This window comes from Pseudomonas sp. TWR3-1-1, from assembly GCF_049896545.1.
Taxonomy (GTDB): Bacteria; Pseudomonadota; Gammaproteobacteria; order Pseudomonadales; family Pseudomonadaceae; genus Aquipseudomonas; species Aquipseudomonas weihenstephanensis.
Window position 1 is genome coordinate 308,516 of the sequence record NZ_JAFCUO010000005.1, and the last position, 24,862, is coordinate 333,377.

The following is a 24,862-nucleotide window of genomic DNA, read 5'->3' on the forward strand; positions in this document are numbered from 1 at the left end:
CATGTCCAAAAAGTCCCGCTCCAAGCTTTGGTTTCTGGTTCACAGTTGGCTCACCCTGCCGATCTGGTTCTTTGTGCTGATTGTGTGCGTCACCGGCACCCTGGCGGTGGTCAGCCAGGAGATTGTGTGGCTCGCCACCCCTGAAGCCCGCGCCAGCCAACCCTCGGACGACGCACCGCTGCTCACCTATGAGCAAGTGCTCAACGCCATTCACCAGGCAGAACCCAAGCTTGCCGTGCAGTCGATCAGCCGACCGGACGAATCGCATTTCGCACTGGTGGCCGATGTGGTGTACCCGGACGGGCGCTCACCGTCGCTCTATATCAACCCGTACACCGGGGCGATTCAGGGCGAGAGCCCAGCTTTCGACTTCAAGGCCTTTACCCGCGCCCTGCACGGTTGGTGGCTGGTGCCGTTCACCAACGGCTACAGCTGGGGCTGGTATTTGGTGTCCTTCCTCGGCTTGCCGCTGCTGGCCTCGTTGGTCACGGGGCTGGTGGTGTACAAAAAATTCTGGAAAGGCTTCTTCAAGCCCAACCTGCGCTTCAAGCACGGCGCACGGATTTTCTGGGGCGACTTCCATCGCCTGTGCGGCATCTGGTCCATCTGGTTTATCGCGGTGATCTCCATCAGCGGCCTGTGGTTCCTGATCCAGGCGTTCATGTTCGATAACCAGATTTCCATTTCCACGGAAGGTAACCCGCCAGTGGTGGCGCGTCAGGATGTCCCGATCATGCCAGACGGCAAACCGGCCCCGCAGATCAGCCTGGACAAGGCCGTGGCCATTGCTGCCGAGAAAATCCCGGGGCTTGAAGCCAGCTTCATCAGTTTGCCCAGCAATGCCTTCGGCCACATCGAAGTCGGCGGGCCGGGCTGGTATCCCCTGCTGTTCCAGACCGCCGACATCAACCCGTATAACGGCCTGATCGAAGGCTCACGGATGATCGCCGACCGCTCCGGCCTGGAGCTGGTCACAGAGTCCATGCGCCCTTTGCACACCGGTGACTTCGGCGGGCTGTGGGTCAAGCTGATCTGGTTCTTCTTCGGCCTGATCCTGAGCATGATGGTGTTGAGCGGGCTATTGATCTGGACCAAACGCACCGCGCTGGCCACCGCCAATGCGCTCAAGCGCAGCAATAAGCCCGCACGTTCAGTACCCGCGCAAGCGGCCACCGCCCGCACTGACGCCACCTCGGAGGCCAACGCATGAGCAAGGCAGCGGCTGCACAGCCGACTTCCAGCAGCCTGAGCCGGTTTTGGCATAAATGGCGCTTTCACATCAACATCCTGCTGTTGCTGGTGCCATTGGGCTTCATGCCCAAATACTTTGCCGATGCGTCGCTGTTTCGCGGCGACAGCGGCTTGGGCGAGCGCGAAGTCGGCACCGTTGAGATCGGCCCCTGGAGCCTGCAACTGGCCGAACTGCGCGATGAAGCCCCGCGCCCGGATGGCCCGGCAGGCTACATGAAAAGCTTTAACGCGGCCTTGTGCGACGCCTGCATCGAACCGGTCAAGGCCGTTTACCTGCGTGTTGGCAAGCCGCGCAGCTTGCGCACCGCCGGGGTGATTTTCTTCGGTACGCCTTATCGCCTGGGAGCCACCGTGCCGATCCCGCTGCGCACCCAAGAGGATGCCGACCTGTGGATCACCCTGGAAGGCTGGGACGGTTCGGTGCATCAGGCATCCATTCCCCTGAAGCAAGCCTCACCGGCCACGGTGGCCTGGCTCAAACAACGAGGAGGCAAGTAATGAGCGCACGTTTGTCCAACCGCCGAACACGACGGCTGATGACCGCAGGTTTGGTGGCATTGCTGGGGGTCAGCCATCAGGCGTTGGCCCACAACCCCATGTGCGAATGCAAAGAAATCGAAGGTGCGCAAATACGCTGCACGGGCGGGTTCTCGGATGGCAGCGGTGCGCCGGGCGTCACCCTGGACGTCATCGGCTACGACGAGACCATTCTGGTACCCGGCAAGCTGGGGGCCGATTCGACCCTCACCTTCAAAAAGCCCGATGCTGAGTTTTATGTGCTGTTCGACGCAGGTCCCGGCCACATCGTCGAAATTGACCAAGCCGACATCGAGGCCCCATGAACACTCACGTCGTGCGCCCGGCCGGAGCCGGGCATGAAACCCTGTATGTGCTGCTGTTATGCCTGTTGATCCTGACGGTCGCAGGTTCGGTGGTGGCCTGGCGTCACGAAACGCAAGCCGTCACCTCGGTGGCGTCCCATCAACTGGATGCACGACGCGATCTGAGCGCCGCCGAACAAGGGATCTATGCCGACCTGCGGGTCACCCTCGACGAAATCCAGCTGTTAGGCGAAGACTCAAACGCCCTGCCCGAACCCACCGAACTGGCCGCTGAAGGTTTTGCACCGTTTGCCATCGATGCCAGCTCAGTCAGTCGCGGCGGCCATCAATGGCAGTTGCTCGGCGATGAGGCGTATCTGGGCATCAGCCCGAACCCAAGCGTTGCCGGCTCGTTTTTACTGCGCATTGGCGCGCAGCCTGACGTGTGGCTTAACCGCAACAGCGCTGTCAGCGCCCCCACCGATTTTAGCGATGCAGCCCTGAACCAGAGTGGCTGGCAGCAAGTGATCGCGCAATTCGATGCCGGGGTGACTCGCCAGCATCGGCACTGAACCCACCGCTTGACCTGAGAGAAGACTGCTCGCCATGTCCATTTCATCTGTTCTGCGTCGCCGCACCTTGTTGCTGGCCGGCCTGTTTGCCTTTTGCCTTGCGCCGCAAGCCTTTGCCGACACCCCTGCACCGCTGGCCAAACCGTTGCGCATTGGCATCACCCTGCACCCGTATTACAGCTACGTGAGCAATATCGTTGGCGACAAGGCCGAGGTCGTGCCGTTGATTCCGGCAGGCTTTAACCCCCATGCCTACGAACCGCGTGCCGAGGACATCAAACGCATCGGCACGCTGGACGTGATCGTGCTCAACGGCGTTGGCCATGACGACTTCGCCGACCGCATGATCGAAGCCAGTGAACGCCCCGACATCCCGGTGATCGAGGCCAATCAAAACGTCCCGTTGCTGGCAGCCACCGGCAATGCGGCTCGCGGTGCTGGCAAGGTGGTCAACCCGCACACCTTTCTGTCGATCAGCGCCTCGATTGCTCAGGTCAACAACATTGCCCGCGAGCTGGGCAAGCTTGACCCGGCCAACGCCAAAACCTACACCGCCAATGCGCGCGCCTATGGCAAACGCCTGCGCCAGATGCGCGCCGCAGCGCTGGCGAAACTGACCGAAGCACCCAATGCCGACCTGCGCGTGGCCACCGTACACGCGGCTTACGACTATCTGCTGCGCGAATTCGGCCTGGAGGTCACCGCTGTGGTCGAGCCTGCACACGGCATCGAACCAAGCCCCAGCCAACTGAAAAAAACCATCGACCAATTGCGCGCGCTGGATGTGAAAGTGATTTTCTCGGAGATGGACTTCCCGTCCACCTATGTCGACACCATTCAGCGTGAGTCCGGGGTCAAGCTGTACCCGCTGTCGCACATTTCGTATGGCGACTACAGCGCCGATAAATACGAAAAAGAAATGACCGGCAACCTCAATACCGTGGTCAAGGCGATACAGGAGGCAGGCGCATGAGCGCAGCTGAGCCTTTGGGCACCGTCACTGCAGGCCCGGGCGTGGAGTTTGATCAGGTCTCGCTGACTCTGGGGCGCACCCTGATTCTGGATCATGTCAGCTTCAACATTCGCCCCGGCAGTGTGCACGCACTGGTCGGACCCAACGGCGGCGGCAAAAGCTCACTGATCAAGACCCTGCTCGGGCAAATGCCCCATCAGGGCCGTCTGTGCCTGAACTGGCCTGCCGAACCTGGCCTGATCGGCTACGTGCCACAAGCACTGGAATTCGACCGCGGCTTGCCCATGACCGTCGACGATTTCATGGCCGCCATGTGTCAGCGCCTGCCTGCATTCATGGGGCTGTCACGCAAGGTGGCGCCAGCGATTGGTGACGCGCTGGAGCGGGTGGGCATGCAAGACAAACGCAAACGGCGCATGGGCGCTCTGTCCGGTGGCGAGCGCCAGCGCGTATTGCTCGCGCAAGGGCTGATTCCCTCCCCGCAGTTGCTGGTACTGGATGAACCGATGTCTGCGCTGGACGAAGCCGGTGCTCAAGTCTTTGAGCGCCTGCTCGCCGACTGGCGGCAGAGCGGTGTCACCGTGGTGTGGATCGAGCATGACTTGGCAGCGGTAAAACGTTTGGCAGAGCGCGTAACCGGCCTCAATCGCCGCGTGCTGTTTGACGGGCCTCCCGAGCACACCCTCAGCCCCGATCGCTTGCTGAGCCTGTTCTCAACCCATCCCACCGCTCAGGGGAGTGCTCACTCATGAGTTACGAAGCATTTCGCCTGATGGTGCAGGGCTGGGCCACAGCGGGTTACCTGCCCGAAGTTCTGGCCTATGGTTTTGTCGTCAACGCCTTGCTCGCCGGGCTGCTGATCGGCCCCGTGCTCGGCGGCCTGGGCACGTTGGTGGTCGTAAAGCGCTTCGCGTTCTTTTCCGAAGCGGTCGGGCACGCGGCGCTGACCGGCGTGGCCATTGGTATCTTGCTCGGCGAACCCTACACCGGCCCGTATGGCAGCCTGTTCGGCTATTGCTTGCTGTTCGGCATTTCCCTGAATTACCTGCGTAATCGCACCGGGTTAGCCCCGGACACCTTGATCGGCGTATTCCTGTCCGTCTCGTTGGCACTGGGCGCCAGCCTGCTGCTGATTCTGGCGGGCAAGATCAACGTGCATATCCTCGAAAACGTACTGTTTGGCTCCGTTCTGACCGTCAACGGCAACGATCTGCTGGTATTGGCCATTGTCGGCGCGTTGGTGCTGGGGCTGAGCCTGCCGTTGTACAACCGCATCATGCTCGCCAGCTTCAACCCGCAACTGGCCGCCGTGCGCGGGGTCGCCGTGAAGTCGCTGGACTACCTGTTCGTGATTCTGGTGACGCTCATCACCGTGGCCGCCGTGAAAGTCATCGGTGCGATTCTGGTCGGCGCTTTGCTGGTCATACCCGCAGCGGCTGCGCGCTTGCTCAGCCAGTCGCTCAGAGGCTTCTTCTGGATCTCGGTCCTGATCGCCACTGTCAGCACGCTCTGCGGCATCCTGCTACCGATTGTGTTCGACCTGCCGATCCCCTCCGGCGCTGCGATCATTCTGGTGGCCGGTATCGCCTTCGCCCTCGCTGCCATTGCGCGCGGGGTGGTCCCCAGCCTGAAAGGGAATATTGGATAAATGCACACTTTGCGCACCCTCACCCTCGCGCTGGCCCTCACCGGCCTGTTCAGCTCACCGCTTCAGGCCGCCGATGCGCCCTCACCACCGGTGCGCATTCTGGCCAGCCTGCCCATCACCTATGGCTTGGGCCAATTGTTGCTCAACGACAGCGGCGTGAGCCTGGAACGCGCCGCTGCCGCCAACTTGCCCGGCAGTCGACAGAGCGCCTACTTCAGCGGTCGCGGCGCCCCTGCCCTGCACAAACTGGCTGAACACGCCGACGCGGTGATCGGGCTGCGCTCAGTGTGGAGCGATGACCCGCTCTACCCAATGGCACGGCGCAGCAACATCCGCATCGTCGAAGTCGATGCAGCACGCCCGGTCGACGGCAGCTTGCCGGGCATCGCCTTGCAACCGGGCACCCCGCACGACGGTCTCAACAGTCAACCGTGGCTGGCGAGCAACAACATGGGGCGTATGGCCGACGTTATCGCGGCCGACCTGGTGCGCCTGGCGCCCGCCGCCAAACCGCAGATCGAAGCCAACCTGGCATCCCTCAAGCAACGCCTGCTCAAACTCAACGCCGACAGCGAAGCGCAACTGGCCAAGGCCGATAACCTGAGCGTGGTGAGCTTGTCCGATCGACTGGACTACCTGCTGGGCGGCTTGAATCTGGAGCGCGTGGACGTCGAGCACAGCCCTGACCAGACGTGGACACCCGAAACCCTCAACGCCCTGACCCAAACCCTGAAAGACAATGACGTTGCATTGGTGCTGGACCATCGCGCACCGTCCGACGCATTAAAAACAGCGGTGACGCAAGGTGGCAGTGAACTGCTGGTGATCAGCACGGACGGGGCTGACCCGGTCGCCGAATTGCAAAGCAATATCGAGGCGATTGTTAAGGGTTTGACCAAGCGCTAGAGATTTTCCACATCGCTGCAAAACTCGGTTGCGGCCTTGTATACAAGGCCGCAACCGGAGCCGCTCATGCCATAAATGGATAAACGGACACCGCGTAAAAGCAGCGCCGATGCACCAAACGGTTGCGAAATGACGCGCAGTTAAATACTGTATGCGCATACAGCTAACCAAGGATCGCATCATGGCTAAAAAAGCAGCGAAAGCGCCAACCCCTCCGACCCCCTACGAACTTTTCGGACTTCGCATTCAAAAAGAAATCAGTTCTCCCAAGGCACAAAAAGCCAAAATGGCTGTCCTTTTGCGTCAGGAAGGTGACAACCCGGAGTGGTGGGAACGCCTGATAGAAGAAATCTCCGAAAACGATAACGTCACCATTGCCCACCGCGATTGTGGTGGGTTCAACGTTTTCTGGACCGTGCCCGAGGAAGACTGAGTTAATGAGGGTTCGTTTACTGGCACTTGCCAGCCTCTTCACTGCTTTAAGCGTACAGGCGGCTGCGCCGCAAACCTTTAGCGAAGCAAAAAAGGTTGCCTGGAAGCTCTACGCGCCACAGTCCACCGAGTTTTACTGTGGCTGTAAATACACCGGCAACCGCGTCAACTTGCAAGCATGTGGTTACGTGCCGCGAAAAAATGCCAATCGCGCGGCACGCATCGAATGGGAACATATCGTGCCGGCGTGGCAAATTGGTCATCAACGTCAATGCTGGCAAAAAGGTGGACGCAAAAACTGCACCCGTAACGACCCGGTGTACAAGGTGGCTGAGGCCGACTTGCACAACCTGGTGCCAAGCATTGGCGAGGTCAACGGCGACCGTAACAATTTCAGCTTTGGCTGGCTCCCGGCACAACCCGCCCAGTACGGTTCGTGTTTGACCCAGGTCGACTTCAAAGCCAAAAAGGTCATGCCACGCCCCTCCATCCGCGGGATGATTGCACGCACCTACTTTTATATGAGCAAGCGCTACAATTTACGCCTGTCCAAACAAGACCTTCAGCTGTACCAGGCTTGGGATAAAACCTACCCGGTGCAGGCGTGGGAACGTCAACGCAACCAGGCGGTTGCCTGTGTCATGGGCCGCGGAAATGAATTTGTCGGCCCCGTTAATCTCAAGGCCTGCGGCTGAATTAAAAGTCGGCTTTACTAAGCCTTGGGTCCTGCACCCAATGCAGGATTCAAGGTGTCCACACATGAGTGGATCGGTTGTGGCGCCTTGGCGTTTTACCCTCATCAAAGAGGTCCATTTATTGCCCAAGTGCCATTACTGAGCTATTACTCTGCACATGATTAGACAAGCTCGTTCCAACAAGAAGCAACGCGTGGTTGATGAACTCGTTCACCGGATAGAAAGCGGGCTATTAGCCGATGGTTTACCCCTCCCTGAAGAAGACCAACTGGCTCAAGAGCTGGGCGTCAGTCGCAGCACGTTGCGTCATGCCTTGACTGAACTGGAACGCCGGCGTTACATCGCGATGCAAACGGGCGGCGGCTCTGTTGTCACCTATGACGGCATGACTCTGGACCAAAACAACGGCTGGACTCAGGCACTGGCCGACACCGGTGCGCGTATCCACACTGAGTTGCTGCGATTTGAAGCCATCGAACGGCCTGAATTGCTCCATCAGTTTGGCGTGAGCCATTTCATTGCGCTCGACCGTCGGCGGCGACGGGCTGATGGCACCGCCGTTTCGCTGGAGCGCTCGCTGATGCCTGCCACCCACGGTCTTGAAAGTTTGCCGCGTGTGGGACTGATCGATAATTCGTTGACCATTACCCTCGCCGCCTACGGCTTCGTGGGTGAGCGTGGCGATCAATGGATCGGGGCCGAACCTTTGAGTGAGGAAGAAGCGCTGCTGCTGGGCCGTGCGCCCGGCACTGTTTTCCTCAAAGCCTTGCGCACCACCTACGACCGGCAGGGGCGTTTTATGGAGCAGGTCGAAAGCTGGCTTGATCCCCTGCATTTTCGGATGCACCAATCGTTTGGAACGCCAACATGAGTCAACTGGATCGCGCCCTGGGGGCCTTTTACGGGCTGGCATTGGGGGACGCTTTGGGTATGCCCACCCAATCGTTTAGCCGAGCCCAGATCCTCGAACGTTTCGGCGCCATCACCGACCTGCAAGACGCGCCCGCCGATCAACCCATTGCGCCCAACATGCCCAAGGGATCCATCACCGACGACACCGAGCAAGCCATTCTGGTCGCACAGTTGCTGGTCGAAGGGGATGCCCGCATAGATCCCGCACAACTGGCGCGACGGTTGATCGACTGGGAAGCCCGCATGCAAGCCAAAGGCTCACAAGACCTGTTGGGCCCTTCAACCAAGCACGCACTCAGCCTGATCCTGGCCGGCCACAGCGTTGCAGAGGCGGGACGCTTCGGCACCACCAACGGCGCGGCCATGCGCATCACCCCGGTGGGGATCGCCTGCGATATCGCCCGCCCCGATCACTTCCTCAACGCAGTCGTTCAAGCCTGCCAAGTGACCCACAACACCAGTCTGGGCATCGCCAGCGCAGCCGCCGTGGCAGCCGTTGTATCAAGCGGCATCAATGGCAAAACACTGGAACACGCGCTCAATGCTGGCACTGAAATGGCCTTTAGAGCCGAGCATCATGGGCATTGGGTGGCAGGTGCTCGCATCGGGCCGCGTATACGTTGGGCGCGCGAAGCCAGCACGCGGTGCAATAACGATAACCTGGGCGACTTGCTGTATGACGTGATTGGCACCTCTGTCGCCTCGCAAGAGTCTGTAGTCGCCGCTTTTGCGCTGGCGCAACGTGTGGCCAGTGGCGCCATGAACAGTTTCGACGCGCTGTGCATGGCCGCCAGCATTGGTGGTGATACCGACACCATTGGCGCCGTACTCGGGGCCATGCTCGGCGCGTGCGAAGGGCTGGATCACTGGCCTGCGCCGCTGATAGGCCACGTAAAAGAGGTCAATCAGTTGCAACTTGAACCCTTGGTCAAGGCGCTACTGAACCTGCGCAACGCCTAAACTCCCCCGCAATGGAATGCACACAGGCTTGAACACTGAAGCCTGCGCGACACGCTGCTTACAACCATAAAAACAGCCTCAGGAGCTGCACCCCATGAGTCACCTTCGCGTCGGGCACAGTGCCGGACAACTGGAAACCCGCGGCATCGAGCCAGTCCCCGAAAACGAATGCAACGGCAACCCGCTGCAACTGTTCTGGGTATGGTTTGCCGCCAACATCAGCATCCTCGGCCTGCCACTGGGCGCCACACTGGTCGCCTTTCACCAACTGGCTATCTGGCAAGTCATCCTCGTTGCCTTGATTGGCGCTGCCGGCTCGTTCGCCGTGGTCGGGGTGATCTCGATTGCTGGCCGCCGTGGGCGTGCGCCCAGCCTGACTCTGTCGAGGGCTATTTTCGGCGTGCGGGGCAACATCGGTCCCACTCTGGTCTCGCTGATTTCACGGGTCGGCTGGGAAACCGTCAACACCACGACGGCAGCCTTTGTATTACTGGCACTGAACAGCATCGTGTTTGGTACCCCGACCGAAGCTAAAAGCGCCCCCCTGCTAACGCTGACCTTCATCGGTATTTTTGCCCTGCTCACGCTGGCAGTGTCGGGCTTGGGCCATGCCACCTTGCTGCTAATCCAGAAGTGGGCCACTTATGTGTTCGGCGCGCTCAACCTGCTGGTGGGTGGATTCCTGTGCGCGACCATCGATTGGCATGCCGTGTTTAGCGCCAGCCCTGCTCCCATGAGCGCAGTGGTTATAGGAATTGGCATCATGGCGGCAGGGACCGGGATCGGCTGGGCCAACGCGGGCGCCGACATGTCGCGCTACCAAAAGCACACCGTCAGCGCAACGCAACTGGTGGCGTCTGCTGCGTGGGGTGCGGGTATACCGCTGGTGCTGTTGATCACGCTCGGCGGCTTACTGTCAGTAGGCAATCAGACATTAGCCTCCGCCACCGACCCCGTTGCCGCGATCCGCAACATGCTCCCGGCATGGATGGCCGTGCCTTATCTGCTCAGCGCGTTTGGCGGCTTGTTGCTGTCCAATCACCTGTCGGTCTATTCCGCTGGCCTGACCACGTTGACCCTCGGGGTAAAGATCAAACGGGTGCAGGCAGTCGTGGTTGATATCGTCGCTATTTTTTGTGGCTCGATTTACTTCATGCTCTACGCCGACAGCTTTTACGGGCCGTTCATTACCTTTATTTCCCTGACGGCAATTCCGATTACTGCGTGGGTAGCCATCTTTGTCGTGGACTTGATCCATCGTCATTACTACAGCGCCAAAGACTTACTGGACGTCAGTGCGAGCAGCGCCTACTGGTACAGCGGCGGCATCGAATGGCGCGCCCTGAGTGCCTGGGCCGTGGCACTGGTGCTGGGGTTTTGTTTTACCCGCGTGGGCAGCAACGACACGGACTGGTTCGTCGGCCCATTGGCGAACTCCTGGCTGGGCCATAACGGACTGGGCTGGGTCGTCACCTTGGTGGTGGCGGGCGGCTTGTACGCCGTGATGGGTGGCGCCAAAGACCGGCGACAGGCTGCAGAGCGATTTACCAATGTCTAGATTGCTGCACACCGGCCAAATCATCATCGACCTGGTAATGGCACTCGACACCCTGCCGGTCAGCGGGGGCGATGCCTTGGCAAAAAGTGCCCGTTTTGAGGCAGGCGGCGGCTTTAATGTGATGGCAGCGGCGCAGCGCAACGGCCTGTCCACCTGGTATCTGGGCCGACATGGCCAAGGCCCGTTCGGCGACCTGGCGCGTCAGGCGATGCTCGCAGAAGGCATTACCCCCACCCTGGCGCCAGCTGCGGACCAAGACACCGGGCTGTGCGTGGCACTGACTGAGGCCAGCGCTGAGCGCACGTTCATTTCCTATATTGGCGCGGAAGGTGTGTTGACATCCGATGATCTGGCGCGGGTTCGGGTTGAGCCACACGACGCGGTGTATGTCAGCGGTTACAGCCTGCTGCACAGCGCCAAGGCCAAGCCGTTACTGCACTGGTTACTGGGATTGGCGCACAGCGTGCACGTCAGCTTTGACCCTGGACCTTTGCTTGGGGACATCCCCGCCGAGCTGATGCACGCGTTGCTACCGCGCCTCAACCTGTGGACCAGCAACCGCCTTGAGGCGCAGATCCTGACGGGCACTCAAACCCTTGCCCAGGCGTTACTCGCACTGCAAGGGCGCTTGGCGCGTGACTGCTTGAAGGTGATCCGCGATGGCGCGCAAGGCTGCTGGATCAGCGACCCGCACGGCCAACACGCCCTTGCCGGGTTCAGCGTGCAGGCCGTCGACAGCAATGGTGCTGGCGACGCTCACACGGGGGTATTGATCGCCGCATTGATGGCCGGTCAATCACCGGTTGATGCTGCACGTCGAGCCAACGCTGGCGCCGCCATTGCGGTCACACGCAGAGGCCCGGCGACTGCGCCACACGACCATGAAATCGACGCTTTCATGGCCCGACATGCGGATTTCAATCTTTAAAAATAGATTTAGCACAAGAGCACTCAGTCAAATTCCTACAAGCAACCCGACCAAAGACTGTAAGCAAAAGTGTATAAAAATCTTCATAAAAGCTGGAAAATGCCCAAAGGGCTGTTTTAACCTTACCCATTGGCTTACCTCCTGCGACACCTGTGCCCGGTAAATCTTCAAGATTTCGGGCCAATTGCGTGCACGCGGGACGGCGTTTTCTCTCGACTTGTGACGATACTTTTGAAACTCATCATTATTGCTGTTTACGTTTTGTCCATCGCGTATGTCCACCTGCGGGGCAAGGTTCGGCATAAGCTGGGCCGTCAATTAAGCGACCACTCCACCTTTCTGGCGCCCATCAACTGCTTCCTGTATCTGTTCTCCAAAGTGCCCAGCCAGCCGTACTTAAAACCGGCGGACTTTCCCGAACTGAACGTGTTGCAAGCACATTGGCAAGAGATTCGCGAGGAAGCGCGCCAACTGATGCACGCGGGCGAGATCAAGCGCTCCGAAACCCCCAACGACGTCGGCTTCAACTCGTTTTTCAAAACTGGCTGGAAGCGTTTCTACCTCAAATGGTATGGCGACAATCACCCTTCTGCCGTCGAGTTATGCCCCCGCACCATCGAACTGCTCAACGGCATCGGCTCCATCAAGGCTGCGATGTTTGCCGAGCTGCCTGCGGGTTCAAAGCTGGTGCGCCACCGCGACCCGTATGCGGGTTCCTTGCGCTACCACTTGGGTCTGGATACGCCCAACGATCCGGGCTGCTACATCAATGTGGACGGCCAGAACTATTACTGGCGTGATGGCGAAGGGGTGATGTTCGACGAAACGTTCATCCATTACGCCGAGAACAAAACCGACAAAAACCGCATCATTTTGTTCTGCGACATTGAACGCCCGATGCAGTACCGCTGGGCGGCAGCATTTAACCAATGGTTCAGCCGCACGGTGATGGCATCCGCCAGCTCACCGAATGACGCGAACGACAAAATCGGCGGGCTTAATCGTGCCTTTACCAAGCTGTACAAAATTCGTTTACGCGGCAAAGAACTGAAAAAACGCAATCGCACGCGTTACTACCTGGAAAAATGGGCCATTTTCGCCGGTTTGCTGGCTTTATTCCTGTTGATCTGATGCAGGCACAGCAGTTGAGTCACCGTGCAGGAGCTGCCGCAGGCTGCGATCTAATGCTTCAGATCACCAGCGGCGGCAACGTCCCCAGCAACGACACGGCAGCCACACCCGCCAGCCCAAGCAACCCTTCCACCAGCACGCTGCGGCGCAAGACCCTGGTATGACCCGCACGGCTCATCAACAGGTTGAACAGCGCCAGCCCCAGCATCGCCACCACCACCAGCACCTTGATCAACAGGATCAAGGCGAAACCGTTAAACAACGGCGTCGGCCAAAACTGCCCCGTGAGCACACGGGTATTGACCAGGCCTGTGAACACGATCGCAGCCACCAGCACACCACCCATTTGGCTAAAGCGCCACAGCAGCCGCTGCACATTCACCTCGCCGGGGTGTTTGAGGACCAGCCATAACACCAGCAAACCGCCCAACCAAGCGCCCACGCCCGTCAGGTGTATCGCTTGATTGAGCATGAGCAATTGCCCCTGCCAACCGTCGAGCATGGCGCCATGCCCAACCGGGGCCAGGGTGATGAGCAACAAAAAACCGAGCAGGCAACGAATCCGCAACTGAACGCGAGCGTACATAGCCGTGACTAACAGGCCACTGAACAGTAAATGCGCGGCCCACACCTGACCGAAAAAGGTGCTGCCCAGTACCAGCCACAACGTCGAAGGTTGCACGGTGTCTGACCAACTGCCTGCCATTGCTTGCGTGGTCAGCAATAACCAACAGACTGCGCTGGCCAGCGCCACACAGGCCAGTACGCGGCAGACCGTGAGCAACGCCTGATCAACCGCCCTGCTCACCGCACGGCCTGGCAGCAGACACCGAAAGGCACTGGCGCCAAACATCAGCAGCACCGCGGCAAAATGCACAAAACGGCACACCACCATCGGGTCAGGCATCAACTCACTGACTCACGGTGAAACGGTACTGCCCCTCGCTTTTGTGCGTATCAACCGACACGGCATGCCACTTCACTTGATAGTCACCGGGTGCTAACGGCGCGGCCGGGGTCACGATCAATACTTTTTTGTCCGTGGGTTCGGTCTTGACGCTGCTCACGGGAACAGGTGCTGCATCGCGACTGATCACAACCTTGGTAAACGCCTGCTCGACCCCTTCGGTGAATTGCAGGCGCAGCTGCGCAGGGCTGGCAACGGTGCTGTCCGCCGCGGGCGTCGACTGTTCGAGATGAGCATGGGCAAACGCAGTCCCCGCGCTGGCCATCAGCGCCAGCAGGGCCGTGGCATTGAAAAGTTTTTTCAGCAGAGTGACCGGCATGACAATGTCCTTGAATTGGAAATACGCGGTCATAATACGCGCCTAAGCTCGATTGAGGAGCTGCGCTGCCCACACTGATCGCCTGATCATAATCCACAGGTTTTTACCCATGCCCATTCGTCTCAGCTTTGTATGCCACGCCCGCACGCAGGCCCAGCGCCTGGGACGCTTTGCGCTGGATGAACCGGCAGAAGCCAAAAGCCTGGAAAAAGCCACGCAAATGGCCGCTGTTTTGAAGAAGCCCGTGCGTATTCTGTGCGCGCCGGAAACCCGTGCGTTGCAAACAGCACACGCGTTGGGCGGCGAGATTGAAATCGTACCCGCACTGGAGGATTACGATTTCGGCGATTGGAAAGGCCAGAGCCTTGCAGACCTGCAAGAGAGCATCCCGCACGTGCTGGCTGACTGGCTCAGCAACCCCAATGCTGCGCCGCACAATGGCGAATCGGTTCAGGATTTGTGCCTGCGCGTGGGCAACTGGCTCGACACGTTTGGCGAAGACGGCCATTTCGCCGTGGTCACTCACCCGTTCGTGATACGCGCCGCCCTCCTGCATGCCTTGGCCGCCAGCACCGCGTCCTTCAACCTGATCGACATTGAGCCGCTGGCCATCGTCGACCTGCGTTTTAACGGGCGCTGGCGACTGCGGTTCTGATCCGCCCTACTCCTCCAGCACCAACCCGCCCGCCGGTAAGGGCAGTGCCGTTTTATAGCGCACTTGCTTAAGGGCGAAGCTGGAGCGGATGTTGGCCACGCCCGGCACTTTAGTCAGAAAGTCCATCATGAAGCGCTCCAGCGCCTGAATGCTCGGCACCAATACCCGGATCAGATAGTCGGGGTCGCCCGCCATCAAATAGCACTCCATCACTTCGGGCCGGTCCGAGATCGCCGCCTCGAAATGCTGGAGCGCTTCCTCGACCTGTTTTTCCAGGCTCACGTGGATAAACACATTGACGTGCAAGCCCAGCATGTCGGCGTCAAGCAAGGTGACTTGTTCGCGAATCAAGCCACGTTCTTCCATCGCCTTGACCCGGTTAAAGCACGGGGTGGGCGACAAGTTGACCGAGCGCGCAAGGTCCGCATTGGTGATGCGCGCGTTCTCCTGAAGGCGATTGAGAATCCCGATATCCGTTCGATCTAGCTTACGCATGAGACAAAACCACCTGTTTTTTATGTTTATGCAGAATTCTTATCCTTAATCACTACAAAGCACAACGAACTACAGATAAATAATCTTCACTGTCCGGAATATGATTGTTGTAGGACAAGATCTGCGGGATTCCCGCAAAGTTCTTGCATGCATTACCTAGCTCCCGCGCCCTAATAATCACGACAAGATCGAGCGTAGAGAAAGCCATGAATCAAGACTATGCACCACTGCGCCTGCACGTTCCCGAACCCTCTGGCCGTCCAGGCTGCAAAACCGACTTCAGCTACCTTCGCCTGACCGACGCCGGTCTGGTGCGCAAGCCCCCTATCGACGTAGAACCGGCTGACACCGCTGACCTGGCCAAAGGCTTGATCCGCGTGCTTGACGATCAGGGCCAAGCCCTTGGGCCGTGGGCCGAAGGCGTGAGCAGCGAGGTGCTGCGGGCCGGGATGCGCGCCATGCTCAAAACGCGAATATTCGACACGCGCATGGTGGTCGCCCAGCGGCAGAAAAAAATGTCGTTCTATATGCAAAGCCTTGGCGAAGAAGCCATCGGTAGCGCGCAGGCCCTGGCCTTGAACATCGACGACATGTGCTTCCCCACCTACCGCCAGCAAAGCATCTTGATGGCCCGCGACGTGCCGCTGGTGGACCTGATCTGCCAGCTGCTGTCCAACGAACGCGACCCGCTCAAGGGCCGCCAGTTGCCCATCATGTATTCGGTGCGCGATTACGGTTTTTTCAGTATTTCCGGCAACCTGGCCACGCAATTCATGCAGGCCGTGGGCTGGGGCATGGCGTCGGCAATCAAGGGCGATACCAAAATTGCTTCGGCCTGGATCGGTGACGGCGCCACCGCCGAGTCCGACTTTCACACCGCCCTCACGTTCGCCCACGTTTACCGTGCCCCGGTCATCCTCAACGTGGTGAACAACCAATGGGCGATCTCGACCTTTCAGGCCATTGCCGGTGGCGAGTCCACTACCTTTGCCGGACGTGGCGTGGGCTGTGGCATTGCGTCATTGCGCGTGGACGGCAACGACTTCATCGCCGTCTATGCGGCATCGGTGTGGGCCGCAGAGCGCGCACGCCGCAATCTGGGCCCGACGCTGATCGAATGGGTTACCTATCGCGCTGGCCCGCACTCCACCTCTGACGATCCTTCCAAGTACCGGCCAGCCGATGACTGGAGCCACTTCCCGCTGGGTGATCCGATTGTTCGCCTCAAACAGCACCTGATTGCCACAGGCAACTGGTCTGAGGAGGAGCACCTCGCCGTCAGCGCAGAACTGGAAGCCGAAATCATCGGCGCACAAAAAGAAGCCGAGCGTTTCGGCACGTTGGCGGGCGGGCAAATGCCCAGCGCGGCGACCATCTTTGAGGACGTGTACAAAGACATGCCCGAGCACCTGCGCCGCCAACGTCAGCAATTGGGGTTATAACCAGATGAACGACAACAATAAAATTCAGATGGAGAACGCCGTGAGCACCAGCACCATGACGATGATCCAGGCCCTGCGCTCGGCGATGGATGTGATGCTTGAGCGCGACGACAACGTGGTGGTGTTTGGCCAGGACGTGGGCTACTTCGGCGGCGTATTTCGTTGCACCGAAGGCCTGCAAGCCAAATACGGCAGCTCACGGGTGTTCGATGCGCCGATCTCCGAAAGCGGCATTGTCGGCGCAGCGGTCGGCATGGGGGCCTATGGTTTGCGCCCGGTGGCCGAGATCCAGTTTGCCGACTACTTCTACCCCGCCTCTGACCAGATCGTGTCTGAAGCCGCCCGCCTGCGTTACCGCTCGGCCGGTGAGTTCATTGCCCCGATGACCCTGCGCATGCCCTGCGGCGGCGGCATCTACGGCGGTCAGACCCACAGCCAAAGCCCCGAAGCGATGTTCACCCAGGTGTGCGGCCTGCGCACCGTAATGCCGTCCAACCCTTATGACGCCAAGGGCCTGTTGATCGCCTCTATCGAAAACGATGACCCGGTGATCTTTCTCGAACCCAAACGCCTCTACAACGGCCCGTTCGATGGCCACCACGAACGCCCGGTCACGCCGTGGTCCAAACACGCCGCCAGCCTGGTACCCGACGGCTACTACACGGTGCCACTGGACTGCGCCGCGATTGTGCGCCCCGGCACTGAAGTCACCATCCTGACCTACGGCACCACGGTGTATGTGGCGCAAGTGGCCGCCGAAGAAACCGGCATTGACGCTGAAGTCATCGACCTGCGCAGCCTGTGGCCGCTGGACCTGGACGCCATCGTCAGCTCCGTGAAAAAGACCCGCCGTTGCGTCGTCGTGCACGAAGCCACCCGCACCTGCGGCTTTGGCGCCGAGCTGATCGCACTGGTTCAAGAGCACTGCTTCCACTACCTGGAAGCGCCAATCGAACGTGTGACGGGTTGGGACACACCCTACCCGCACGCACAAGAGTGGGCCTATTTCCCCGGCCCGGCGCGAGTGGGTGCGGCTTTGCAACGGGTTATGGAGGTCTGAATGGGTACGCACGTTATCAAGATGCCGGACATTGGCGAAGGCATTGCGCAAGTTGAATTGGTGGAATGGTTTGTCAAAGTCGGGGACATGGTCAGCGAAGACCAGGTGGTTGCCGATGTCATGACCGACAAGGCCACGGTAGACATCCCCTCCCCTGTGGCAGGCAAGGTACTGGCGCTGGGCGGCCAGCCCGGCGAAGTGATGGCCGTGGGCAGCGAGTTGATCCGCATCGAAGTCGAAGGCGCGGGCAACCTGCGTGAACCCGCGCACCCGGCGGCTGAACCGGCCCCGGCTGGCGCACCGAAAGCGGCGCCACAAGCCCGCGTGGAAGTTGCCAGTGTGGCCGCTGCGGCCGCCAAAGCCGCGCCAGCCTGCGCCCCGGTTGCTCGCCCGGCGCCGGTGGCACGCGAAGCCAACGAACGCCCGCTCGCCTCGCCTGCGGTGCGTAAACGCGCTTGGGATGCAGGCATTGAGCTGCGTTTTGTGATCGGCAGCGGCCCCGCAGGTCGGGTCTTGCACGATGACCTTGAGGCGTATTTGGCGCAGGACGCCAGCCCCGGCCAGACACCGGCCAGCGGTTACGCCAAGCGCAATGATGAACAGCAGATCCCGGTTATCGGCCTGCGGCGTAAAATTGCCCAACGCATGCAAGACGCCAAGCGCCGCGCCGCGCATTTCAGTTACGTCGAGGAAGTCGACGTCACGGCCCTTGAAGAACTGCGCGCCCAGCTCAATCAGAAATGGGGTGACACGCGCGGCAAACTGACCCTGCTGCCGTTTCTGGCCCGCGCCATTGTCGTGGCGCTGCGCGACTTCCCGCAGATCAACGTGCGCTACGACGACGAAGCGCAGCTCATCACCCGTTTTGGCGCGGTACATTTGGGCGTCGCGGCGCAGAGCGACAACGGTTTGATGGTGCCCGTGGTACGCCACGCCGAAAGCCTGACGCTGTGGGGCGCCGCGGATGAAATCACGCGTCTGGCCAGCGCCGTGCGCACCGGCAAAGCGAGCCGCGAAGAACTGTCGGGTTCGACCATCACCCTGACCAGCCTCGGTGCGTTGGGCGGTATTGTCAGCACCCCGGTGGTCAACTTGCCTGAAGTGGCAATCATTGGCGTTAACCGTATCGTCGAGCGCCCGGTGGTGGTTAAAGGCCAGATCGTGATACGCAAAATGATGAACCTCTCCAGCTCCTTCGACCATCGCGTAGTCGACGGCATGGACGCGGCGCAATTTATTCAGGCCATGCGTGGCTTGCTCGAACAACCTGCCACCTTGTTTGTGGAGTGACCATGCTGCCAACTCAACACACCACGCTGCTGATTATCGGCGGCGGCCCCGGCGGCTATGTAGCGGCGATTCGCGCTGGCCAGTTGGGCATCCCGACGGTGCTGATCGAAGGCCAGTCGCTGGGCGGCACCTGCCTGAATGTCGGGTGCATTCCGTCCAAGGCGCTGATTCACGTCGCCGAACAATTCCACACCACTCAGCGCTACAGCGGCAACAGTTCGCCACTGGGCATTAAAACCGCTGCGCCAAGCCTGGACATCGCGCAGAGCGTGCAGTGGAAAAACGGCATCGTTGACCGCCTGACCACGGGGGTCGGCGCCTTGCTGAAAAAGCATGGGGTCAAGGTCATTCATGGCTGGGCCACTATTCTGGATGGCAAAGCGGTCGAGGTGGACGGCCAGCGCATTGAGTGCGAGCACTTGTTGCTGGCCACCGGTTCAACCTCTATCGAGCTGGCGATGCTGCCCATTGGCGGCGCGATCATTTCGTCCACCGAGGCCCTGAACCCTGACGCGATCCCCAAACGCTTGACCGTGGTGGGTGCGGGCTACATCGGCCTGGAACTGGGCATTGCTTATCGCAAGTTGGGCGCCGAAGTCACTGTGGTGGAAGCGCGTGAGCGCATCCTGCCCACTTATGACATGGAGCTGACGCAACCTGTCGCTGAGTCCCTCAAGGCGCTGGGCATCACCGTGTACCTGGAACACAGCGTCGAAGGCTTCCAGGCCAGCACGCGTACCTTGTCGATGCGCAATCGCCAGGGCGAAAGCCAGACACTGGAAACCGATCAAGTGCTGGTGGCCGTCGGGCGCCGTCCGCGGACCCGGGGTTTTAACCTTGAAACGTTGGCGTTGACCATGAACGGTGCGGCCATTGGCGTCGACAGTCGCTGCCAGACCAGCATGCGCAACGTATGGGCGATTGGTGATGTGACCGGGGAGCCGATGCTGGCTCACCGTGCGATGGCGCAAGGCGAAATGGTCGCTGAAATCATCGCGGGCAAACACCGCGAATTCAGCCCTGTGGCGATTGCAGCGGTGTGCTTTACCGACCCTGAAATCGTGGTAGTGGGCAAAACCCCGACCGAGGCCCAAGCCGCCGGGCTGGATTGTTTGAGCGCCAGCTTTCCGTTTGCCGCCAATGGCCGGGCCATGTCGCTGGAATCCAAAACCGGCTTCGTGCGGGTTGTCGCGCGGCGTGACAATCACCTGATTGTGGGCTGGCAAGCCGTGGGGATTGGGGTCTCGGAATTGTCGACGGCGTTTGGCCAGTCGCTGGAAATGGGGGCCTGCCTGGAAGACATCGCGGGCACCATTCACGCGCACCCCACCTTGGGCGAGGCGGTGCAAGAAGCAGCCTTGCGGGCGCTGGGGCATGCGTTGCACGTGTAAACGCCACACACTCGCAGACTGCGCGCTTTTAAAGGTTGAACAACGCGCAGCCTGCGGGGTTTGTCAGCCTTTGAAGAGGCTCCACAAAAACGCCAGCAGGCCGCCCAGCGTGGCAAGCCCGGCCAACCAGCCAATGGCCGACAAACCATGCCACACCGGCCCTGCCGCCGCGATTTGCGGGCCAAAGGCGATTAATAGCGCGCTGATCAGCAGCGCCAGCGAGAGCCGCGTAGAAGCCAGACGTAACGAACGCTCCAGCTTTTCAATGCCTGGCATGTCGACCTTCAGATCCAGCACGCCGTGCTTGAGGCGATGCACCAGCAACCGGGTCAGTTTAGGCAAGTCGCCCAACACCCCGCGCCCAAGCTCCAACCCTTCAATGCCAAAGCGTTTGGCGACCTTCCAGCTCACTTGCTCGCGCAGCATTTTCTCGACCGCAGGCTTGGCCGCCGCTACCAGGTCCAGTTCAGGGTCGAGCCGGGTCAATACGCCGTCAGCGGTGATCAAGGCTTTGAACAACACCAAAAGATCGGGGGGCAACATGAGGCGATGTTCACGCATCAAGTCGAGAAAGTCCGTGATCAGCGCGCTCATTTTCAACGCCCGCCCGGTGTGGCGCGCCATGTACTCACGCGCAGCGCGTTCAATGTGAGTCAGGTCCTGCACCCGCTCACCGCTCCAGTCGATCAACACCCCAATCAGCGCCTCGGTGCTGCCCTCGGTCAGGGCGCGCATAAAGGTCATGACCTCAAAACGTCGACGCTCATCGAGGCGCCCAACCATGCCCAAATCGATGAAACCCACACGGTTATCGCTCATCGCCCGTAAATTGCCGGGGTGCGGGTCGCCATGAAACAGGCCATCTTCGAGCAGCATCTTGATAAACGCGCGCGCACCGCGTTGCGCCAGCAGCCCTGGATCAAGCCCCTGGGCTATCAACGCTTCGCGCTCCAGCGGCGTGAAGCTGGGCAAGAACTGCTGCACCAACAATCGCTGGCTGCTGTAGGCCCAGTAGATACGCGGGATGACGATATTCGGGTCACCCGCAAAGTTATGCGCCAGGCTCTCGCCATGCTGGCCTTCCTGAGTGAAGTCCAGTTCCTCCAGCATCGCCCGCGCCAATTGGCGCACCAGCTGCCGAGGCTGGTAGACGGCCAGCGCTTCATTTTGCTCAATCAACTGGGCGACGCTTTCCAGCAATTGCAGATCGGCCGTCATCGTGGCGCGCAGCCCCGGCCGCTGCACTTTGACCACCACCTGATCGCCGTTCAACAAACGCGCGCGGTACACCTGCGCCATCGAAGCGGCCGCCAGCGGCTGGGTGTCAAATTCGGCAAATACGCGGTCAAGGTCGCAGCCCAAATCGTCCAGCACCTGGGCCTGCAATTCGGCCCAGGGCAAGGTCGCAGCGTTGCTGTGCAACGCTTGCAGCTCTGATACCCACTCGGGCGGCAGGATGTCGCTGCGACTGGCCAAAATCTGCCCGCACTTGATAAACGTTGGCCCCAACGCTTCGAGCGCCATGCGCAGCCGTTGCGCCGTGCTGGCGGGCAGCCCGTCACCCGGCTCGGCCGCGGCGGCGGCGTCATTGAGCAAGCGCCCCAGCCCCAAACGCAGCAGCACGTCCTGCGCGCCAAAGCGCACCAGCGTGGCCACGATCTGATGAATACGGCGGTGATGCTTCAAGGCGGTCCAGGTGGGTTCAAGCATGGGCACACGTCCTTGGGTCAGGGATTGAAAGAGCCGGGGCGGCGCTTTCTCCGACCGCGCAGGGCGCAAAACATTCGCATGATTAAAGTCCGCACTGGGCTCAATGCCAAGCCTGCGCAAGCAAACGCTGTGCGTGATGGCCCAAGACCAGTAGAATCGCGCTCTTTTTTCCAGGGCGCTCGCCATGACCTCTCCCAAAACGCCGCTTGAAGCCGAGTCCCAGAACAGCGATCTGGTCTTTGGTCTTGAAGACCGCCCCAAGCCGTGGATCGGCTTTCTGGCGGCCCTGCAACACCTGCTCGCTATCATCGTGCCCATCGTCACCCCCGGCCTGCTGATCTGTCAGGCGCTGGGCGTGTCGAGCCGTGACACCAACCTGATTGTCTCGATGTCGCTGGTGATTTCCGGCATCGCGACGTTCGTACAGTGCAAGCGGTTCGGCCCGTTTGGTGCCGGATTGCTGATCGTGCAAGGCACCAGTTTCAACTTTGTCGGCCCGCTGATTGCGGGTGGCGCGCTGATGGTTCAGCAAGGCACGCCGGTTGAAAGCGTGATGGCGGCGATTTTTGGTGTGGTGATTGCCGGCTCGTTCGTCGAGATGGGGATCTCGCGCGTACTGCCTTTTGTGAAACGCATGATCACCCCGCTGGTTACCGGCATCGTGGTGCTGATGATTGGCCTGACCCTGATTAAAGTCGGCCTGATCAGCATGGGCGGCGGCTTCACAGCGATGGGCAACGGCACTTTCGCCAATGGCGAAAACTTGATGCTGTCGGGCGTGGTGCTGGCGATTATCGTCATCCTCAACCGCATCCCGCTGGTGTGGATGCGCAGTTGCGCCATTGTCATTGCGCTGGCGGTCGGCTACGCACTGGCAGGCTATCTGGGCCGACTGGACTTCACCGGCATGCACCAGGCCGAACTGTTTCAGGTCCCGGTGCCGCTGCATTTTGGTTTGGGCTTCTCGTGGGCCTTGTTCATTCCGATGCTGGTGATTTACCTCGTCACCTCGCTTGAGGCGATTGGCGATGTGACGGCGACCAGTAAAGTGTCGCGCCAGCCCGTGGAAGGCCCGGTGTGGATGCAGCGGATCAAGGGCGGCGTGTTGGTCAACGGTGCCAACTCGCTATTGGCCGGTATTTTCAATACCTTCCCCAGCTCGATCTTTGCGCAAAACAACGGGGTGATTCAGCTGACCGGTATTGCCAGTCGCCACATTGGGGTGTGGATTGCTGCCATGTTGATTTTGCTGGGGCTGTTGCCCAGCGTGGCCGGGGCCATTCAGGCGGTGCCTGAACCCGTGCTTGGCGGTGCGGCAATGGTGATGTTTGGCGCGGTGGCCGCCTCAGGCATCAACATTCTGGCCAGCACCACGCTGGACCGACGCGCGTTGCTGATTATTGCGGTCTCGCTGGCCCTGGGCCTTGGCGTGTCGCAAGTGCCCGAGTTCCTGGCGCACATGCCGGCGGCATTGCGCAACGTGCTTGAATCGGGCGTGGCCACAGGCGGTATCTGCGCGTTGTTGCTGAACTGGTTTTTGCCTGAAGCCGAGAAAAAAACCGGCGCGTGAGCCAAGACCCGCGGCAGGATCTGTCAGCCAGAGCCTGCCGCGGCCTGTCACCGTTGATACTGAGCTGCGTGCCCATCGTCACATCAAGCTTTTCCCTGGTTGCGACTTGGATTACTCTTTCAGCCTCTCTGAATGCCTCGGACAGGCTACGACATGAGTACCTACGGTAAACGCCTGCAAGAAGAACGCTTACGCCTGGGCCTGACACAAAAGCAGCTGGCGCTGGCCGGTGGGGTGGGTCGCCACGCTCAGAGTTTTTATGAGCGCGACCTGCGCCTGCCCAGGGCACATTATCTGGCGGCGATCACCCTGGTCGGGATTGACGTGCTGTACATCCTGACCAACCGCCACACCGAGCACTTGGCACCAGCGCCCACCTTAGCCTGCGGGAACGGACAGCTCAGCGAAAACTGACCGTCACCCCGCATGCGCCCAACGCCGATGCAGCCCTCGGGCAAATGCATCCAGCGCAAATCCTAATACCCCGATCAATACCACCATGGCCATCAGTTCCGAATAGGCCAGGCGGTCGCGGGTGTCGAGGATGAAATAGCCCAATCCGGCACTGACACCGAGCATTTCGCACGGCACCAGCACGATCCACAAAATGCCGATTGAAAGCCGCACTCCGGTCAACACGTGGCCCACCACACCGGGCAGGATGACCCGACGTAAGGTTTCCCAGCGCGTGGCGCTCAAGCTGCGGCTCAGTTGCAGCCAGCGCGGATCAAGCGCACGCACACCGGCAACGGTGTTGAGCACAATCGGCCACACTGCCGCGAAGGTCAGCAAGAAGTAGATCGGCTGATCGCCCACGCCCATCAACATCACCACCACCGGCATCCATGACAACGGCGAAATCATGCGCAAAAACTGAAAAGCAGGTGTGGTGGCGGCTTCCAGGTTGCGTGAGCCACCAATCAACAGCCCCAATGGCACACCCATCAGCAATGCCATCAGCAGACTGATGACAATCCGTTTCAGACTCACCCATACGTTTTCGTACAGCTGCGCGCTGCCCAGCAGCTCAAACAGACTGGCAAAGGTGGCTTGCGGTGAAAAACGCGCGGCCAAGGCTTGCCCACTGCCCAGCACCTCGACGCCCAGCCACCAGGCCAATAACAGGCTCAGCAGCCCTGCACTGCCGAGCCACCACTGACGTTTACGTGAGGGAAT

Annotated in this window: 27 protein-coding genes; 22 read left to right on the forward strand and 5 right to left on the reverse strand. The window is 60.2% G+C overall.

Going from position 1 to position 24,862, the window contains the following annotated elements:
* Position 1 precedes the first annotated feature (1 nt).
* The 15 genes from ACP7A4_RS14015 to lpxO all read left to right on the forward strand — a co-directional run bounded on the left by ACP7A4_RS14015 (position 2) and on the right by lpxO (position 12,787).
* Positions 2-1,210, forward strand: a complete 1,209-nt coding sequence (locus tag ACP7A4_RS14015) for a PepSY-associated TM helix domain-containing protein (protein ID WP_059763062.1) — start codon at positions 2-4, stop codon at positions 1,208-1,210.
* The gene (locus ACP7A4_RS14020; RefSeq protein WP_059762923.1) at positions 1,207-1,749 is read left to right on the forward strand and encodes a hypothetical protein; all 543 of its coding nucleotides are present in this window, start codon (positions 1,207-1,209) and stop codon (positions 1,747-1,749) included. The genes ACP7A4_RS14015 and ACP7A4_RS14020 overlap by 4 nt, the downstream gene beginning before the upstream one ends.
* Positions 1,749-2,093 carry a hypothetical protein gene (locus ACP7A4_RS14025; RefSeq protein WP_426247454.1) on the forward strand — a complete coding sequence of 115 codons (345 nt, stop codon included), beginning with the start codon at positions 1,749-1,751 and terminating at the stop codon, positions 2,091-2,093. The genes ACP7A4_RS14020 and ACP7A4_RS14025 overlap by 1 nt, the downstream gene beginning before the upstream one ends.
* Positions 2,090-2,644: a DUF6162 family protein gene (locus ACP7A4_RS14030; RefSeq protein WP_059762925.1), complete on the forward strand. Its 555-nt coding sequence runs from the start codon at positions 2,090-2,092 to the stop codon at positions 2,642-2,644. Before ACP7A4_RS14025 ends, ACP7A4_RS14030 begins: the two co-directional genes overlap by 4 nt.
* Before the next feature lie 34 nt (positions 2,645-2,678).
* A complete protein-coding gene (locus tag ACP7A4_RS14035) occupies positions 2,679-3,617 on the forward strand; it encodes a metal ABC transporter substrate-binding protein (RefSeq protein ID WP_059762926.1) in 939 nt (312 codons plus the stop codon).
* Positions 3,614-4,369 carry a metal ABC transporter ATP-binding protein gene (locus ACP7A4_RS14040; protein ID WP_426247456.1) on the forward strand — a complete coding sequence of 252 codons (756 nt, stop codon included), beginning with the start codon at positions 3,614-3,616 and terminating at the stop codon, positions 4,367-4,369. Before ACP7A4_RS14035 ends, ACP7A4_RS14040 begins: the two co-directional genes overlap by 4 nt.
* Positions 4,366-5,265, forward strand: coding sequence for a metal ABC transporter permease (locus ACP7A4_RS14045; protein WP_048366105.1), 900 nt, complete (start codon positions 4,366-4,368; stop codon positions 5,263-5,265). The genes ACP7A4_RS14040 and ACP7A4_RS14045 overlap by 4 nt, the downstream gene beginning before the upstream one ends.
* Complete coding sequence (locus ACP7A4_RS14050) at positions 5,266-6,171, forward strand: metal ABC transporter solute-binding protein, Zn/Mn family (protein ID WP_426247459.1); 906 nt, start codon at positions 5,266-5,268, stop codon at positions 6,169-6,171.
* Between the two features lie 181 nt (positions 6,172-6,352).
* Complete coding sequence (locus ACP7A4_RS14055) at positions 6,353-6,604, forward strand: DUF1654 domain-containing protein (RefSeq protein ID WP_203302501.1); 252 nt, start codon at positions 6,353-6,355, stop codon at positions 6,602-6,604.
* Positions 6,605-6,608: 4 nt separating this feature from the next.
* Positions 6,609-7,298 carry an endonuclease gene (locus ACP7A4_RS14060; protein ID WP_048366108.1) on the forward strand — a complete coding sequence of 230 codons (690 nt, stop codon included), beginning with the start codon at positions 6,609-6,611 and terminating at the stop codon, positions 7,296-7,298.
* Between the two features lie 157 nt (positions 7,299-7,455).
* Complete coding sequence (locus ACP7A4_RS14065; RefSeq protein WP_059762930.1) at positions 7,456-8,169, forward strand: GntR family transcriptional regulator; 714 nt, start codon at positions 7,456-7,458, stop codon at positions 8,167-8,169.
* The gene (locus tag ACP7A4_RS14070; protein ID WP_059762931.1) at positions 8,166-9,170 is read left to right on the forward strand and encodes an ADP-ribosylglycohydrolase family protein; all 1,005 of its coding nucleotides are present in this window, start codon (positions 8,166-8,168) and stop codon (positions 9,168-9,170) included. Before ACP7A4_RS14065 ends, ACP7A4_RS14070 begins: the two co-directional genes overlap by 4 nt.
* Positions 9,171-9,264: 94 nt before the next feature.
* The gene (locus tag ACP7A4_RS14075; protein ID WP_426247462.1) at positions 9,265-10,728 is read left to right on the forward strand and encodes a purine-cytosine permease family protein; all 1,464 of its coding nucleotides are present in this window, start codon (positions 9,265-9,267) and stop codon (positions 10,726-10,728) included.
* On the forward strand, positions 10,721-11,656 hold the full coding sequence (locus ACP7A4_RS14080) for a PfkB family carbohydrate kinase (RefSeq protein WP_426247464.1): 936 nt from the start codon (positions 10,721-10,723) through the stop codon (positions 11,654-11,656). Before ACP7A4_RS14075 ends, ACP7A4_RS14080 begins: the two co-directional genes overlap by 8 nt.
* A 231-nt stretch (positions 11,657-11,887) precedes the next feature.
* Positions 11,888-12,787, forward strand: coding sequence for a lipid A hydroxylase LpxO (gene lpxO / locus ACP7A4_RS14085; protein ID WP_059762934.1), 900 nt, complete (start codon positions 11,888-11,890; stop codon positions 12,785-12,787).
* 58 nt (positions 12,788-12,845) lie between these two features.
* Here lpxO and copD read toward each other — a convergent pair whose 3' ends face one another.
* Positions 12,846-13,694, reverse strand: a complete 849-nt coding sequence (gene copD, locus ACP7A4_RS14090) for a copper homeostasis membrane protein CopD (protein ID WP_426247467.1) — start codon at positions 13,692-13,694, stop codon at positions 12,846-12,848.
* A gap of 4 nt (positions 13,695-13,698) precedes the next feature.
* Positions 13,699-14,073 carry a copper homeostasis periplasmic binding protein CopC gene (gene copC, locus ACP7A4_RS14095; RefSeq protein ID WP_059763063.1) on the reverse strand — a complete coding sequence of 125 codons (375 nt, stop codon included), beginning with the start codon at positions 14,071-14,073 and terminating at the stop codon, positions 13,699-13,701.
* Between the two features lie 109 nt (positions 14,074-14,182).
* Between copC and ACP7A4_RS14100 the strand changes: the two genes are divergently transcribed.
* Positions 14,183-14,728 carry a histidine phosphatase family protein gene (locus ACP7A4_RS14100; protein ID WP_203302496.1) on the forward strand — a complete coding sequence of 182 codons (546 nt, stop codon included), beginning with the start codon at positions 14,183-14,185 and terminating at the stop codon, positions 14,726-14,728.
* Between the two features lie 6 nt (positions 14,729-14,734).
* Here the strand turns inward: ACP7A4_RS14100 and bkdR are convergent, their stop codons facing one another.
* Positions 14,735-15,223: a Bkd operon transcriptional regulator BkdR gene (gene bkdR, locus ACP7A4_RS14105; protein ID WP_048366117.1), complete on the reverse strand. Its 489-nt coding sequence runs from the start codon at positions 15,221-15,223 to the stop codon at positions 14,735-14,737.
* 206 nt (positions 15,224-15,429) lie between these two features.
* Between bkdR and ACP7A4_RS14110 the strand changes: the two genes are divergently transcribed.
* Genes ACP7A4_RS14110 through lpdA form a run of 4 tightly spaced genes read left to right on the forward strand, consistent with a single transcriptional unit; the run spans position 15,430 to position 20,406 of the window.
* A complete protein-coding gene (locus tag ACP7A4_RS14110; RefSeq protein ID WP_048366118.1) occupies positions 15,430-16,665 on the forward strand; it encodes a 3-methyl-2-oxobutanoate dehydrogenase (2-methylpropanoyl-transferring) subunit alpha in 1,236 nt (411 codons plus the stop codon).
* A gap of 4 nt (positions 16,666-16,669) precedes the next feature.
* On the forward strand, positions 16,670-17,725 hold the full coding sequence (locus ACP7A4_RS14115; protein WP_048366119.1) for an alpha-ketoacid dehydrogenase subunit beta: 1,056 nt from the start codon (positions 16,670-16,672) through the stop codon (positions 17,723-17,725).
* The gene (locus ACP7A4_RS14120; protein WP_426247470.1) at positions 17,726-19,015 is read left to right on the forward strand and encodes a dihydrolipoamide acetyltransferase family protein; all 1,290 of its coding nucleotides are present in this window, start codon (positions 17,726-17,728) and stop codon (positions 19,013-19,015) included.
* Positions 19,016-19,017: 2 nt separating this feature from the next.
* Positions 19,018-20,406 carry a dihydrolipoyl dehydrogenase gene (gene lpdA / locus ACP7A4_RS14125; RefSeq protein WP_426247472.1) on the forward strand — a complete coding sequence of 463 codons (1,389 nt, stop codon included), beginning with the start codon at positions 19,018-19,020 and terminating at the stop codon, positions 20,404-20,406.
* A gap of 63 nt (positions 20,407-20,469) precedes the next feature.
* Here lpdA and ACP7A4_RS14130 read toward each other — a convergent pair whose 3' ends face one another.
* On the reverse strand, positions 20,470-22,116 hold the full coding sequence (locus tag ACP7A4_RS14130; protein ID WP_426247474.1) for an ABC1 kinase family protein: 1,647 nt from the start codon (positions 22,114-22,116) through the stop codon (positions 20,470-20,472).
* A gap of 184 nt (positions 22,117-22,300) precedes the next feature.
* On the opposite strand from ACP7A4_RS14130, the gene ACP7A4_RS14135 reads away from it, so the two are divergent.
* Together ACP7A4_RS14135 and ACP7A4_RS14140 are read left to right on the forward strand one after the other, a co-directional pair.
* Positions 22,301-23,686 (forward strand): nucleobase:cation symporter-2 family protein, encoded by a 1,386-nt coding sequence (locus tag ACP7A4_RS14135; RefSeq protein ID WP_059762941.1) that lies wholly within the window; start codon positions 22,301-22,303, stop codon positions 23,684-23,686.
* 153 nt (positions 23,687-23,839) lie between these two features.
* Complete coding sequence (locus tag ACP7A4_RS14140; protein WP_059762942.1) at positions 23,840-24,100, forward strand: helix-turn-helix domain-containing protein; 261 nt, start codon at positions 23,840-23,842, stop codon at positions 24,098-24,100.
* Positions 24,101-24,103: 3 nt separating this feature from the next.
* Here the strand turns inward: ACP7A4_RS14140 and ACP7A4_RS14145 are convergent, their stop codons facing one another.
* The gene (locus tag ACP7A4_RS14145; RefSeq protein WP_048366188.1) at positions 24,104-24,862 is read right to left on the reverse strand and encodes an ABC transporter permease; all 759 of its coding nucleotides are present in this window, start codon (positions 24,860-24,862) and stop codon (positions 24,104-24,106) included.

Coding starts and splice junctions, on each gene's coding strand:
- ACP7A4_RS14050 (WP_426247459.1), top strand. CDS start 5,266: ATGCACACTTTGCGCACCCTCACCCTCGCGCTGGCCCTCACCGGCCTG.
- copC (WP_059763063.1), bottom strand. CDS start 14,073: ATGCCGGTCACTCTGCTGAAAAAACTTTTCAATGCCACGGCCCTGCTG.
- ACP7A4_RS14060 (WP_048366108.1), top strand. CDS start 6,609: ATGAGGGTTCGTTTACTGGCACTTGCCAGCCTCTTCACTGCTTTAAGC.
- ACP7A4_RS14100 (WP_203302496.1), top strand. CDS start 14,183: ATGCCCATTCGTCTCAGCTTTGTATGCCACGCCCGCACGCAGGCCCAG.
- ACP7A4_RS14075 (WP_426247462.1), top strand. CDS start 9,265: ATGAGTCACCTTCGCGTCGGGCACAGTGCCGGACAACTGGAAACCCGC.
- ACP7A4_RS14065 (WP_059762930.1), top strand. CDS start 7,456: ATGATTAGACAAGCTCGTTCCAACAAGAAGCAACGCGTGGTTGATGAA.
- lpdA (WP_426247472.1), top strand. CDS start 19,018: ATGCTGCCAACTCAACACACCACGCTGCTGATTATCGGCGGCGGCCCC.
- copD (WP_426247467.1), bottom strand. CDS start 13,694: ATGCCTGACCCGATGGTGGTGTGCCGTTTTGTGCATTTTGCCGCGGTG.
- ACP7A4_RS14015 (WP_059763062.1), top strand. CDS start 2: ATGTCCAAAAAGTCCCGCTCCAAGCTTTGGTTTCTGGTTCACAGTTGG.
- ACP7A4_RS14045 (WP_048366105.1), top strand. CDS start 4,366: ATGAGTTACGAAGCATTTCGCCTGATGGTGCAGGGCTGGGCCACAGCG.
- ACP7A4_RS14110 (WP_048366118.1), top strand. CDS start 15,430: ATGAATCAAGACTATGCACCACTGCGCCTGCACGTTCCCGAACCCTCT.
- ACP7A4_RS14115 (WP_048366119.1), top strand. CDS start 16,670: ATGAACGACAACAATAAAATTCAGATGGAGAACGCCGTGAGCACCAGC.
- ACP7A4_RS14055 (WP_203302501.1), top strand. CDS start 6,353: ATGGCTAAAAAAGCAGCGAAAGCGCCAACCCCTCCGACCCCCTACGAA.
- ACP7A4_RS14070 (WP_059762931.1), top strand. CDS start 8,166: ATGAGTCAACTGGATCGCGCCCTGGGGGCCTTTTACGGGCTGGCATTG.
- ACP7A4_RS14035 (WP_059762926.1), top strand. CDS start 2,679: ATGTCCATTTCATCTGTTCTGCGTCGCCGCACCTTGTTGCTGGCCGGC.
- ACP7A4_RS14120 (WP_426247470.1), top strand. CDS start 17,726: ATGGGTACGCACGTTATCAAGATGCCGGACATTGGCGAAGGCATTGCG.
- ACP7A4_RS14040 (WP_426247456.1), top strand. CDS start 3,614: ATGAGCGCAGCTGAGCCTTTGGGCACCGTCACTGCAGGCCCGGGCGTG.
- ACP7A4_RS14080 (WP_426247464.1), top strand. CDS start 10,721: ATGTCTAGATTGCTGCACACCGGCCAAATCATCATCGACCTGGTAATG.
- ACP7A4_RS14130 (WP_426247474.1), bottom strand. CDS start 22,116: ATGCTTGAACCCACCTGGACCGCCTTGAAGCATCACCGCCGTATTCAT.
- ACP7A4_RS14020 (WP_059762923.1), top strand. CDS start 1,207: ATGAGCAAGGCAGCGGCTGCACAGCCGACTTCCAGCAGCCTGAGCCGG.
- bkdR (WP_048366117.1), bottom strand. CDS start 15,223: ATGCGTAAGCTAGATCGAACGGATATCGGGATTCTCAATCGCCTTCAG.
- ACP7A4_RS14030 (WP_059762925.1), top strand. CDS start 2,090: ATGAACACTCACGTCGTGCGCCCGGCCGGAGCCGGGCATGAAACCCTG.
- ACP7A4_RS14025 (WP_426247454.1), top strand. CDS start 1,749: ATGAGCGCACGTTTGTCCAACCGCCGAACACGACGGCTGATGACCGCA.
- ACP7A4_RS14140 (WP_059762942.1), top strand. CDS start 23,840: ATGAGTACCTACGGTAAACGCCTGCAAGAAGAACGCTTACGCCTGGGC.
- ACP7A4_RS14135 (WP_059762941.1), top strand. CDS start 22,301: ATGACCTCTCCCAAAACGCCGCTTGAAGCCGAGTCCCAGAACAGCGAT.